A 12728-nucleotide genomic window follows, 5' to 3' on the forward strand; every position below is an offset into this window, starting at 1 on the left:
CTCAAGGAGCGGCCCGGGCTCCGCCGGGCTGAGAGCCGGCGGGCTCGGCGCCGGGCCGAGCACGCCGGCGATCTCGAACGCCGGCAACGGCTCTGCGACGATCTCGGCGGTCGCCCGCTGATAGGCATCGCGTACCGAGTCCACGGCGCTGCGCATCGCGGTGAGCGCATCGACGCGCACCGAGCTGTCCACGAACGGCGTCACAGCCCGCTCGACGAGCTCGCCGGCCGCCGCCCGATCACCCGCACCGGTGGTCACCGTCACCGCCGCGGCCAGCCACCGCCCACGCTCGCCGGCCGCGCGCTGCTCGATGGCCAGCACCGATTCGACCTTTCCGTCGACGATCTCGCGCAGCGACTCGCACAGCGCACCCAGTGCATCTCGGGCTGTGCGCACTGCGCTCACCGTCACCGCCGATGCGTCACTGTGACGGCGCAGGAAGGCCTCGGCGACCGCGGCTCCACGGCCCTGCCAGGCGACCGACAGCGCCCCCAGTTGCCGGTCCTGCACCGCCAACGCATCCTGGAGCGCCCGCACCGCCACATCCAGTCCGGCGCAGTCATGCTGCAGCGCAGCCAGATCCAGGCCGTCCTCGCTGCCGTAGAGGTCCTGCAGCTGACCGGGCTGCGTCGTCAGGTCGTGGTGCCGGTATCCCACCTGCCGGCAGGCCCAGACATACTCCTGCAACACCGCGACCGCAGGCCGTCCCTGCTCCAACCGGGCCGCCGCATCGAAATCGCCGGCCATTCAGCCGATCCGCCCGGCCGAGGACGCGTCGGCCTCGCGGTAGCTCTGCGCCGAGACCTGCAGCGCCCCTGCGATCTCGGCCGCGGCCCGCGACCACTGCCGGACCACCACGGACAGTTCGTCGACGGCGGCGGCTACCCGTTCTCCGCCCGCAACGTGGGCCCGGCCGGCTGCCGCCGCACCGAAGCGCATACCGGCCAGCTGATCTCGCAGCACGCGATCGACGATGTCGGCCGCTGTCTCGTACTCGCGTGCCGCCGCGGACACCGCGGCGGCGTCGATGCGCGCCGCCTCTGTCGACCCCATATGAGATCAGACGCCGGCAACGGGTGTTCGGTTCCCCGGATGGGCTCAGCTCTCGGCGCTGACCGATTCAGCCACCCGAACCGCCAGCTGCCGGGCGGTGTCCACGTCGGCGGCCTCCACCATCACCCGGACCAGCTGCTCGGTACCCGACGGCCGCAGCAGGATCCGTCCGGTGTCCCCGAGCTCGGCCTCGACGCGGGCGACGGCGTCGCGTACCGACGGCGCGTCGGCGACCGTCGCCTTGTCGGTCACCTCGACGTTGATCAACACCTGCGGCAACGTCTGCATCGGTTCCGCCAGCGCGGTCAGCCCCCGGCGGGTCTGGGCCATCCGCGCCATCAACCGCAGTCCGGTGACGATGCCGTCACCGGTGGTGCCGAAGGCCGGCATCACGATGTGCCCGGACTGCTCGCCGCCCAGCGCGAACTCTCCGGCGCGCAGCTCTTCGAGGACGTAGCGGTCGCCCACCCCGGTGGTGCGGACCTCGATCCCGGCCGACCGCATCGCCAGATGCAGACCCAGGTTGCTCATCACGGTGGCCACCATGGTATCGGCGGCCAACTCGCCGGCCTCCTGCATCGCCAGCGCCAGCACCACCATGATCGCGTCGCCGTCGACCACCGCGCCGTGCGCGTCCACGGCCAGACAGCGGTCGGCGTCGCCGTCATGGGCGAGCCCCAGATCGGCGCGGTGCGAGATCACCGCTTCGCGCAGTGCCTCCATGTGTGTCGAACCGCAACCGTCGTTGATGTTCAGCCCGTCGGGCTCGGCGTTGATCGGGATGACCGTGGCGCCGGCAGCCCGGTAGGCCTCGGGGGCCGCGGCCGACGCGGCACCGTGGGCGCAGTCGACGACGACCGTCACCCCGTCGAGCCGGGTTGTCGCGGCCTTGCCGACGTGACGAAGATAACGCTCGAGTGCATCCTCGGCGTCGACGATGCGGCCGATGCCCGCGCCGGTCGGCCGGCCGCCGGGCCCCTGGTGGACGAGCTCCTCGATGCGGTCCTCGGTCGCGTCGTCGAGCTTGTGCCCGCCGGGACCGAAGATCTTGATCCCGTTGTCGGGCATCGGGTTGTGCGACGCGGAGATCATCACACCGAAGTCGGCGTCGTAGGCGCTGGTCAGATACGCCACCGCGGGTGTCGGCAGCACACCGACCCGGAGAGCGTCGACACCCTCGCTGGTCAGGCCCGCGACCACGGCCGCCTCGAGCATCTCCCCGCTGGCCCGCGGGTCACGACCCACCACGGCGACCCGTCTGCGGGTCGCACCGGTTCTGATGAGCCGCCGGGCCGCCGCCGCCCCCAGCGCCACCGCGAGCTCGGCGGTGAGGTCCTGGTTGGCGACGCCGCGCACTCCATCGGTGCCGAACAGTCGAGCCATCGTGCCAACCTCTCACACCTATCCGCGACGAAGCCAACCGGCGAACTGCCGGTCCGTGCCGTCACCGGATCGATATTCCAGCGTGATTCTTCCATGCGCAGCGCCCCGCAACGGCCCACCGCCCGCATCCGGAGCGCGGATACGGGCGGCGGTGTACGAAGGTGCCGGGTCAGCCGGCGTCCTCCGGTGTGGTCATGCCACCGTCCTCGGGCTCCGAGGCCGACGCACTCACATTCTGGGTGAGCGTCAGCTCGCCGCCCGGCAGACCGGCGCACACCGTCTGGTCGGTGCCGTCGGCGTCGACCTGCTGCGCGAGCGTGTGCACGTCCTCGGGCACGCTGGCACAGATGGCCCCGGCCGTGACGGCTGCCGCATCGGTGGGCACGCCCTGCAGGATCGTGGTCCCCCCGACGGCGATGTCCACCAGACCGTCCGGGGTCTCGACGGGCTGCGCAATCGAGGCTGGCGACCACGGCCGGGCAGTTCAACCCACGACTGCGGCGAATCCGCCCCCAACGACCCAGCAACGCGATCAGCAGTTCGGCAAACTATGTAGCCCTGCGGCAATCGGCGCTGGTGGAAGAACAGCACGACGTCACTGAAACCGGCACCTTGTGGTTGCCTGTGCAAACCCGTACAGACGACTGACGCCCGGCCACTCGCGATGCGAGCGGGCCGGGCGCCATGCCGGGTCGAAGGTCAGCGCTTGCTGTACTGAGGCGCCTTGCGCGCCTTCTTCAGGCCGTACTTCTTGCGCTCGATGGCACGCGGGTCACGGGTCAGGAACCCGGCGCGCTTGAGAGCCGGACGGTCCTCGGGCTGCACCAGGATCAGGGCCCGGGCGATCGCCAGGCGCAGCGCGCCGGCCTGCCCGGACGGTCCGCCACCATCGAGATGGGCGTAGACGTCGAACTGCTCGACCCGGTCGACGGTCACCAGCGGGGCCTTGATGAGCTGCTGGTGCACCTTGTTGGGGAAGTAGCTCTCCAACGAACGGCCGTCCAGGTGGAACTCACCGGTGCCGGGGACCAGGCGCACGCGCACCACGGCCTCCTTGCGGCGGCCCACGGTCTGGATCGGACGGTCGAACAGCACGGGCGCCTCGGGGGCCAGGTCGGCCTCGGCCACCTCGGCGTCGACCTGGAGCTCGGCCTCGACGGCCTCGACGGTCTCGGCCGCGTCGGCGGTCTCGGCGGTTTCGGCGAAATCGGGTTCAGTCACTGGGCCACCTGCTTGAGGTCGTACGGGATCGGCTGCTGGGCGGTGTGCGGGTGCTCGGCACCGGCGTACACGCGCAGCTTCTTCTGGATCTGCCGGCCGAGCTTGGTCTTGGGCAGCATGCCGAGGATGGCCTTCTCGACGACACGGTCGGGATGGCGGTCGAGCATCTCGGCGACCGAGCGCTTGCGCAGGCCACCGGGATAACCCGAGTGGCGGTAGTGGAAAGTCCGCTGGGGCTTGTTGCCGCTGACAGCGATCTTGTCGGCGTTGATGACGATGACGAAGTCACCGCCGTCGACGTTGGGCGTGAACGTCGGCTTGTGCTTGCCGCGCAGCAGGTTGGCAGCTGCGACAGCGAGCCGGCCGAGCCGCACGTCGGTGGCGTCGATGACGTACCACGAGCGCGTGGTGTCACCCGCCTTCGGCGTGTATGTGGGCACAGCGCGTACCTCTTCTTCTTCTCGGGTTGGATCCCGGGTGACCCGGGTGCCGGTCAGGCGCACGCATGAGGGCTGCCTCGGCGACCGGCGGGGACCCGAGGCGACCGGCGGCCAGAAGGCCAGCGCACGCCAACGTGGCAGCTTACCCGGGTGCGTCTGTGCAGGTCAAAACGCGCTCATCGGCAGGGGCCAAGTGCTCGATTACGGATCTTCCCCAGGCGCCCCATACCATTCCAGGTGAGATGACCGACCCCGCAGCCAACCCTGCCCTCGACACCGCCCCGGCCGCCACCCCGGGCGCTGTGCCCGCCGCCGAGTCCCGGTCCGCGGGCCGCATCACCGCCGAAGCGCAGCGCCGCAGAACGTTCGCCGTGATCAGCCACCCCGACGCCGGGAAATCCACGCTGACCGAGGCCCTGGCCCTGCACGCCCGGGTGATCAACGAGGCCGGCGCCATCCACGGCAAGGCCGGCCGACGCTCCACCGTGTCCGACTGGATGGACATGGAGAAGGCCAGGGGCATCTCGATCACCTCGACGGCGCTGCAGTTCCCGTACCGCGACTGCGTGATCAACCTGCTCGACACCCCCGGCCACGCCGACTTCTCCGAGGACACCTACCGGGTGCTCACGGCGGTGGACTGCGCGGTGATGCTGATCGACGCGGCCAAGGGCCTCGAGCCGCAGACCCTCAAGCTCTTCCAGGTGTGCAAGCACCGGGGCATTCCGATCATCACCGTGATCAACAAGTGGGACCGCCCCGGTCGCCACGCCCTGGAGTTGATGGACGAGATCCACGAGCGGATCGGGCTGCGCACCACCCCGTTGACCTGGCCGGTCGGCATCGCCGGCGACTTCAAGGGCGTCCTCGACCGCCGGACCGGATTGTTCATCCGGTTCACCCGGACCGCCGGCGGCGCCACCGCCGCGCCCGAGGAGCACATCGCCGCCTCCGACGCGCACGAGGCCGCCGGCGTGGACTGGGACACCGCCGTGGAGGAATCCGAACTGCTCTCCGCCGACGGATCCGACTTCGACCGCGAAACGTTCCTCGCCGGGGAGTCCTCCCCGGTGCTGTTCACCTCGGCGGCGCTGAACTTCGGGGTGAACCAGCTTCTCGACGTGCTGGTCGGGCTGGCCCCGGCGCCCGGCGGTGCGGTCGACGTCGACGGGGCCCGGAGACCCACCGATGCGCCGTTCTCGGCGTTCGTGTTCAAGGTGCAGGCCGGCATGGATTCCGCGCACCGCGACCGGATCGCCTATGCGCGGGTGTGTTCGGGCACCTTCGAACGCGGCGAGGTGCTCACCCACGCCGCCACCGGAAAACCGTTCGTCACCAAGTACGCACAGTCGGTGTTCGGCCAGCAGCGCTCGACGCTGGACACCGCGTGGCCCGGCGACGTGATCGGTTTGGCCAACGCGGCCGCGCTGCGCCCCGGTGACACGCTGTATCGGGATGTGCCCGTTCACTTCCCGCCGATCCCGAGCTTCTCCCCGGAGCACTTCGCCGTGGCCCGTGGCACCGATCCCAGCAAGCACAAGCAGTTCCGCCGCGGGATCGAGCAACTCGAGCAGGAGGGTGTGGTGCAGGTGCTGCGTTCCGACCGCCGCGGCGACCAGGCACCGGTGCTCGCCGCCGTCGGACCGATGCAGTTCGAGGTGGCGACGCACCGGATGGCCACCGAACTGAGCGCCCCGATCTCGCTGGAGTCGCTGCCCTATCAGGTCGCCCGGATCGTCGACCCCGAGGACGCCGAGTTCATGAGCAGGCAGGTTTCCGCGGAGGTGCTGACCCGCACCGACGGCGTCCTGCTGGTGCTGTTCTCCACGCCGTGGCGGTTGGAAGGATTCCAGCGCGACAACCCGGACATCACGTTGCGGTCGTTGGTGGCGGCCAGCTGAAGCGATGGACCACCTCGCTGTCCCGGCACGGGTGGCCGGCCTCGGCGAGTACTTCGCGCTGCGCAGCGCCGACGGACCCGGCTGGCACGGCTACGACGCCCTGCTGCAACCGGACACGCTGCGGGCGCTGGTGTCGGCCACCCGCGTTGCGCTGGCCCGATTCGCCCGGACTGATCCGGGGCGCGTGCCGCTGCGGGCGGCGGCATCCACCCTGCAACTCGGGATGGCCGCCCGGCTGGTCTCACCGCTGATCGGCTCGGTCGCCGCGCTGCAGCACGCCCCCGTACTGACACCGGAATCGTTGCGATGGAAGACCGCAGGTCATTCGGTGCGGTTCGCGGTGACCGACATCGACTGGCACCGCACCCGCGACGCCGCCGAGTCCGCCGCGTTCATCGACCGCACGCTGCTCGACGGCATCCTGACCCCGCTTGTCGAGCAGTTCGGCGGTGCGGTGCCGTTGTCGCCCAAAGTCATGTGGGGCAACGTGATATCGGCCGCCAACGGGGCCGTCACCGTACTGGGAGTCGCCGACTCCGCATTGGTGCCAGCCGGGCGCGATGTGGTGCGCGCGCTCGCCGACACCGGTCCGACACGGGGGACCGCCGTCGCAAAGGGCGCCACCTTCGTCCGGCGCAGCTGCTGCCTGTACTACCAGGTGCCTCGCGGCGGATTGTGCGGCGACTGTGTGCTGCGCGCACCCGGACCAGCGCAGTGAGATCGCGCCGGCCGGCTCAGTCGACGTCGACCCAGTCCAGGGTGCGCTGCACCGCCTTCTGCCATCCCGCGTAGCCGGACTGGCGCTGCTCCTCACTCCAGGTGGGCGACCAGCGCTGCCCCTCCTGCCAGTTGGCTCGCAGCTCCTGCTCGTCCTTCCAGAACCCGACCGCCAGCCCGGCCGCATACGCCGCACCGAGCGCAGTCGTCTCGGCGACAACGGGTTTGACCACGTCGACCCCGATCACATCGGCCTGGATCTGCATGCACAACTCGTTGGCGGTGATACCGCCGTCGACCTTGAGCACCTCCAGATGCACGCCGCTGTCGGCTTCCATGGCATCGACCACGTCGCGGGACTGGTAGCAGATCGACTCGAGGGTGGCACGGGCCAGATGGGCGTTGGTGTTGAACCTGCTCAGACCGACGATCGCGCCCCGGGCATCCGAGCGCCAGTACGGCGCGAACAGCCCGGAGAACGCGGGCACGAAGTAGACACCGCCGTTGTCGTCCACCTGGCGGGCCAGCGACTCGCTCTGGGCGGCGCCGCTGATGATGCCGAGCTGATCGCGCAGCCACTGCACGGCCGAACCCGTGACCGCGATCGACCCCTCCAGCGCGTACACCGGCTCGGAGTCTCCGAAGCGGTAGCACACCGTCGTCAACAAACCGTGCTGCGAGCGGACGATCTTCTCTCCGGTGTTGAGCAGCAGGAAGTTACCGGTGCCGTAGGTGTTCTTCGCCTCGCCGGCCGACAGGCACACCTGCCCGACCATCGCGGCCTGCTGATCGCCCAGGATTCCGGTCACCGGGATCTCGGTCTCCAGCGGTCCGGCCGGATGCGTGGCGCCGTAGGCATCCGGGGACGACGACGACTCGATAGCCGGCAGCATCTGGCGGGGAATCCCGAAGAACGACAACAGCTCGTCGTCCCAGTCCAACGTCTCCAGATTCATCAGCATGGTGCGGCTGGCGTTGGTGACATCGGTGATGTGCACACCGCCGCGGGTCCCGCCGGTGAGGTTCCACAGCACCCAGGTGTCACAGGTGCCGAAGATCGCGTCACCGCGTTCGGCGGCCTCCCGGACGCCGTCCACGTTCTCCAGGATCCACTGGATCTTGCCGCCGGAGAAGTAGGTGGCGGGCGGCAGTCCGGCCTTGCGCCGGATCACGTCGCCGCGACCGTCGCGGTCCAGCGCCGAGGCGATCCGGTCGGTGCGGGTGTCCTGCCAGACGATGGCGTTGTAGTACGGGCGTCCCGTTTTCCGGTTCCACACCAGTGCGGTCTCGCGCTGGTTGGTGATACCGAGGGCCACCACGTCCTGCGCGCTGAGCTTCGACTTGTTCAGTGCGGTCTGCAGCACCGACCCGGTGCGCTCCCAGATCTCGACCGGGTTGTGCTCCACCCAACCAGCGCGGGGCAGGATCTGCTCGTGCTCGAGCTGGTGTCGCGCGACTTCGCGGCCGGAATGGTCGAAGACCATTGCCCGGGTGCTCGTCGTCCCCTGGTCGATTGCGGCTACGAAGTCGCCCAATTCCCCTCCTCTGCTCCCGACCACTCTATGCGCGACCGCTACAACACAAACTCGCACGGACCGAGGGGGATCCGTGCGAGTTTGTGTCAGCCGGTGTCGGGCAGGCCTAGAAGAACCCGAGGGCCTGGTCGCTGTAACTCACCAGCAGGTTCTTGGTCTGCTGGTAGTGGTCGAGCATCATCTTGTGGTTCTCGCGGCCGATGCCGGACTGCTTGTAGCCACCGAACGCGGCGTGCGCCGGGTACTGGTGATAGCAGTTCGTCCACACCCGCCCGGCCTTGATGTCGCGCCCGGCGCGGTAGGCGGTGTTGCCGTCGCGGCTCCACACCCCGGCGCCCAGCCCGTAGAGGGTGTCGTTGGCGATGCTGATCGCATCGTTGTAGTCGGTGAACGACGTCACCGCCACCACCGGCCCGAAGATCTCCTCCTGGAAGACCCTCATCTTGTTGTTTCCGGTGAAAATAGTTGGGGCGACGTAGTATCCGCCGTTGAGCTCACCACCGAGTTCGGCGCGCTCACCGCCGGTGACCACCTGAGCGCCCTCGCTCTTGCCGATCTCGATGTAGGACAGGATCTTCTCGAGCTGATCGTTGGACGCCTGCGCGCCGATCATCGTCTCGGTGTCGAGCGGGTCGCCCTGGCGCACCGCCTTGGTGCGAATCGCGGCCAGCGCCAGGAACTCGTCGTAGATGTCGGCCTGGATCAGCGACCGCGACGGGCAGGTGCACACCTCACCCTGGTTCAGCGCGAACATCGTGAAGCCCTCGAGGGCCTTGTCCTGGTAGTTGTCGGCGGCGGCCATCACGTCGTTGAAGAAGATGTTGGGGCTCTTGCCGCCGAGCTCCAGCGTCACCGGGATCAGGTTCTGCGACGCGTACTGCATGATGAGCCGGCCGGTGGTGGTCTCCCCGGTGAACGCGATCTTGGCGATCCGGTTGCTCGACGCCAGCGGCTTGCCGGCCTCCACGCCGAAACCGTTGACGATGTTGACCACGCCCGCGGGCAGCAGATCACCGATCAACTCGAACAGGTACAGGATCGACGCCGGTGTCTGCTCGGCGGGCTTGAGCACCACCGCGTTGCCCGCCGCCAGTGCCGGAGCCAGCTTCCAGGTCGCCATCAGGATCGGGAAGTTCCACGGGATGATCTGGCCGACCACACCGAGGGGCTCGTGGAAGTGGTAGGCCACGGTGTCGTCGTCGATCTCCGACAGCGAGCCTTCCTGGGACCGGATCGCGCCGGCGAAGTAGCGGAAATGGTCGACCGCCAGCGGGATGTCGGCGTTCAGCGTCTCGCGGATCGGCTTGCCGTTGTCCCACGACTCGGCCAGGGCGATCGACTCGAGGTTCTCCTCGATGCGGTCGCCGATCTTGTTGAGAATGACCGCGCGCTCGGCGGCCGCGGTCTTGCCCCATGCCGGCGCGGCGGCGTGGGCGGCGTCGAGCGCCTTGTCGATGTCGGTCTCGTCGGAGCGGGGGATCTCGCAGAACGGCTGGCCGGTCACCGGAGTCGGGTTCTCGAAGTAGCGGCCGGCGTTGGGCGGCACCCACTGTCCGCCGATGAAGTTGTCGTAGCGGGCCTTGAACGACATCAACGAGCCGTCCGTCCCCGGTCGGGCGTACACAGTCATGATGGGTCTCCTGGATCAATGCCGGCCGACCGCAGCAGCTGCCGGCACATGTGTGTGGTGCGTCACTCAACCTACGCCCGGGACCGTTGCAGCACGGTTGCATCGATGACCGGCCGGGCGCGGCGGTTCAGCCCAGTTCGAAGTCCAGGCCGGCCAGATGGCCGCCGGCCTGCGCCCGGGCCACCGCGGTCAGGCCGGCGCTGTCGCGCAGCGCCTGCCAGCCGTCCCGGTCGTCGCGGCCTTCGGGCAACTCCAGCCAGCGGCGCAGCAGCGTGCTGCGCCCCTGGGCGTGCTCGGCGAGCACCGCCTCCCGCAGCGTCGCCGACAGCTGGGTGCGCAGCCGCCCGATGGCCGGCGACACCGAATGGGTGAGCAGCGGGCCCGGGTAGCGGGCGAGTGCGGATTCGACGTCGCCGGCGTCCAGGGCCTCGAAGACCTCGCCGATGTCGCTGGTGATCGGCGCCAGCAGCCGGTAGGGGCGCGAACCCAGGTTCTCGGCGCCGACAACCTTGCGCAGCCGCGACATCTCGGCGCGCACCGTGACGACGTCGAGGTCCTTGTCGTCGAGCAGCACCGCCAGGTGATCGGCCGACAGTCCTTCGGGGTGGCGGCTGAGCAGCACCAGGATGTCGGCGTGCCGGCCGGTCAGGTGGGCCGCCTGCAGATGCCCGTAGCTGTCGGTGGTCACCCAGCGCGGCCGGTCACCGCCCAGCACCACCAGGTGCGGCCTGCGGGCGGCCGGCTCGGTGGCGGCGCCGGCGATGCGCAGCAGCGCGAGGTGGTTCTCCACGGCGACGGCGGTGGCGCGCACCAGCGCCAGCGTCTGCGTCGTCGCCACCTGGTTGCCTCCGGTGAGGTCGATGGCGCCGAGCAGTGCTCCGGTGGTCGGGTCGTGCACGGGTGCGGCGGTGCAGCTCCACGGCTGCACCACTCGGGAGAAGTGCTCGGAACCGTGGATCTGCATCTCCCGGTCCAGCGTCAACGCGGTGCCGGGCGCGTTGGTGCCGGCGCTGCGCTCGCTCCAGTCCGCGCCGGGCACGAAATTCATCGCCTCGGCCTTGCGGCACGCGGCCGGGTCGCCCTCGACCCACAACAGGGTGCCGTCGGCGGCGCTGACGGCCACCACCACCCCGGAATCGGCGGCGTCGGCGACCAGCAGCCGGCGGATCACCGGCAGCGCCGGCGCCAGCGGATGCGTCTCGCGCAGCCGCTCGATCGCCGTCACCGCAGCGGCGGCGCGGGCCCCGTCCAGGTCGGGATCGACACCGCCGGCAAGGCTGCGCTGCCAGCTCTGCGCGACCACCGGGCGCACCGAGTTGGAGTTCAGGTAGTGGGCGTCGACTTCCCCGGCGATGAACAACTCGTGCACCGCGCGCAGCGCCGAGGACGACGGACGGGCGCTCTCCCGTCCGCGCGATGCTCTCTGAGTGGCCACCCGGCGTTCACGCTCCTCGTGGTGGACCTGTGCAGCAGCAACGGTCACTGTGCCGGTCATCACACCTGGCGCCAGGGTAGCCCAATCCGGGCAGTTGCAGGTAGAACACCTTCTCTGACGGGTTACCGCGCGGCCCCCGACCGGCTCTCCTCCGCTCGGGGGCCGCGCAGACTCCGGCGGGGCTTCTCAAGCGCCCCAGGCGCGAGCGGCGCGGCGGTCGGTCGCGGCGACGTCCTCGGCGCCGTCGCGGACCGCGTTACCCAGGCTGTGCAGGATTTCGTTGAGCGCCGCGGCGGCCTGCTCCCAGCGCGACTGTTCGATGCGGTATGCCTCGGCCGCCTCCCGGCTCCACGTCGCCTGCAGCGGCGCGATCTGAGCCCGCAGATCGTCGAGCGCGGCGTTCAGCCGGGCGGCGGTGGCGTGGATCTCCTGGCGCACGGTGTACTCGATCTCACCGAAGTCGTAAGACAGCACGGGGTCCATGAAGTGCTCCTCAGATGGTCGCGGCCACCGAACCGATGTGATCGGCGTGGCTGTCGGTGGCGGTGCGCAGGATGCGCTCGTTGTCGCGGATGGTCTCGGCGATCCGCTGCAGCGCGGCGTGCAGGCGAAGCGATTCGGTGTTCCAGCGCTCCACGACCTCGCGGAAGCGCGCGGCCGCCGCGCCGCCCCAGACCGAGGGCGGCACACTGCACATCGCGCCGATGAACGACTGCAGCATCGCGCGGATCTCGTCGTTGCGGATGTCGGTCTTACCCGCCACCGACAACATCAGCTCGAAGTCGGTGGTCAGCGCTGAGCCGGTGTTCTCTGCCGGGCTCGGTGGGGGTGGCGGCATCGTGGTCCTTTCATGTCTGCCGGACGATCTATGAATTGGACGCGGCCAGGTGCCCGGTCGGTTCCCTCGGACCGCAAGATTGTTCAGGGCAGCGCATGTGCCGAGCGCACCGCCTGTGCACACACCTCGGCGATGACGTCCTGGCGCGCGATGGCGCTCTGACAGCCGACCGCGATCCGCAGCGATCCGTCGACCACCACGGCCCAGCGGGTTTCGCTGTGGGCGCGTCGTTCCAGGTAGGTGATCGCGGATCGGCCGGCAAGGTCGCCCTCGGGATCGAATCCGACGAAAACCCCGTCGGGTTCGGATTCCAGAGCGCGGCGCAGTGCTTCGGCGACCCGCTCGGCGGTCACCGGGGTGGCCGAACCCCAGTGGGTGACGTGCAGGGCCGGCGGACCGGCGCCCGGGGCGATCCGCACCCGCGCCGAACCGGGTCCGTCGGTGATGCGCTGCACCGCCCAGTCGGCCGGCACCCGTACCGCGGCGCGGCCCGCCACCAACATGACGGTCTGGACGCGGCCGGCGGGCTGGTCGGGCACCCACCAGGAGCCGGCCGCGATCGCGATCGCCAGCAC

At 69.9% G+C, this 12728-nt stretch carries 13 protein-coding genes and 1 pseudogene; 2 read left to right on the forward strand and 12 right to left on the reverse strand.

Annotated features, from left to right (window positions below; all coding sequences use genetic code 11):
* The 6 genes and pseudogenes from ACXAID_RS23375 to rplM all read right to left on the reverse strand — a co-directional run.
* Positions 1-747: pseudogene (locus ACXAID_RS23375) on the reverse strand (hypothetical protein); the annotation flags it as partial.
* Positions 748-1053 carry a type VII secretion target gene (locus ACXAID_RS23380; protein WP_475024568.1) on the reverse strand — a complete coding sequence of 102 codons (306 nt, stop codon included), beginning with the start codon at positions 1051-1053 and terminating at the stop codon, positions 748-750. It abuts the pseudogene before it with no gap.
* Positions 1054-1098: 45 nt separating this feature from the next.
* Complete coding sequence (glmM, locus tag ACXAID_RS23385; protein ID WP_475024569.1) at positions 1099-2436, reverse strand: phosphoglucosamine mutase; 1338 nt, start codon at positions 2434-2436, stop codon at positions 1099-1101.
* Between the two features lie 169 nt (positions 2437-2605).
* Positions 2606-2860: a hypothetical protein gene (locus ACXAID_RS23390; protein WP_475024570.1), complete on the reverse strand. Its 255-nt coding sequence runs from the start codon at positions 2858-2860 to the stop codon at positions 2606-2608.
* Positions 2861-3135: 275 nt separating this feature from the next.
* The gene (gene rpsI / locus ACXAID_RS23395) at positions 3136-3564 is read right to left on the reverse strand and encodes a 30S ribosomal protein S9 (protein ID WP_475024580.1); all 429 of its coding nucleotides are present in this window, start codon (positions 3562-3564) and stop codon (positions 3136-3138) included.
* An 89-nt stretch (positions 3565-3653) separates the two neighbouring features.
* On the reverse strand, positions 3654-4097 hold the full coding sequence (gene rplM, locus ACXAID_RS23400; protein WP_475024571.1) for a 50S ribosomal protein L13: 444 nt from the start codon (positions 4095-4097) through the stop codon (positions 3654-3656).
* A gap of 242 nt (positions 4098-4339) precedes the next feature.
* On the opposite strand from rplM, the gene ACXAID_RS23405 reads away from it, so the two are divergent.
* Both ACXAID_RS23405 and ACXAID_RS23410 read left to right on the forward strand, forming a co-directional pair.
* Positions 4340-5998 carry a peptide chain release factor 3 gene (locus tag ACXAID_RS23405; RefSeq protein WP_475024572.1) on the forward strand — a complete coding sequence of 553 codons (1659 nt, stop codon included), beginning with the start codon at positions 4340-4342 and terminating at the stop codon, positions 5996-5998.
* A 4-nt stretch (positions 5999-6002) separates the two neighbouring features.
* On the forward strand, positions 6003-6716 hold the full coding sequence (locus ACXAID_RS23410; RefSeq protein ID WP_475024573.1) for a (2Fe-2S)-binding protein: 714 nt from the start codon (positions 6003-6005) through the stop codon (positions 6714-6716).
* A 16-nt stretch (positions 6717-6732) separates the two neighbouring features.
* On the opposite strand, the gene glpK is transcribed toward ACXAID_RS23410, so the two are convergent.
* From glpK to ACXAID_RS23440, 6 genes are all read right to left on the reverse strand, one after another.
* Entirely contained in the window at positions 6733-8274 is a 1542-nt protein-coding gene (gene glpK, locus ACXAID_RS23415; protein WP_475024574.1) for a glycerol kinase GlpK, read from the reverse strand.
* Between the two features lie 82 nt (positions 8275-8356).
* Positions 8357-9880 carry an aldehyde dehydrogenase gene (gene adh, locus ACXAID_RS23420; protein WP_475024575.1) on the reverse strand — a complete coding sequence of 508 codons (1524 nt, stop codon included), beginning with the start codon at positions 9878-9880 and terminating at the stop codon, positions 8357-8359.
* A gap of 127 nt (positions 9881-10007) precedes the next feature.
* A complete protein-coding gene (locus ACXAID_RS23425) occupies positions 10008-11375 on the reverse strand; it encodes a helix-turn-helix domain-containing protein (RefSeq protein WP_475024576.1) in 1368 nt (455 codons plus the stop codon).
* A gap of 126 nt (positions 11376-11501) precedes the next feature.
* A complete protein-coding gene (locus tag ACXAID_RS23430) occupies positions 11502-11798 on the reverse strand; it encodes a WXG100 family type VII secretion target (RefSeq protein WP_475024577.1) in 297 nt (98 codons plus the stop codon).
* A gap of 10 nt (positions 11799-11808) precedes the next feature.
* Complete coding sequence (locus ACXAID_RS23435; RefSeq protein WP_475024578.1) at positions 11809-12153, reverse strand: WXG100 family type VII secretion target; 345 nt, start codon at positions 12151-12153, stop codon at positions 11809-11811.
* Between the two features lie 83 nt (positions 12154-12236).
* Positions 12237-12728: type VII secretion-associated protein (locus ACXAID_RS23440; RefSeq protein ID WP_475024579.1), on the reverse strand; the 492-nt coding region annotated here is incomplete at its 5' end.

The organism is Mycobacterium sp. ABE4_509 (assembly GCF_056160785.1).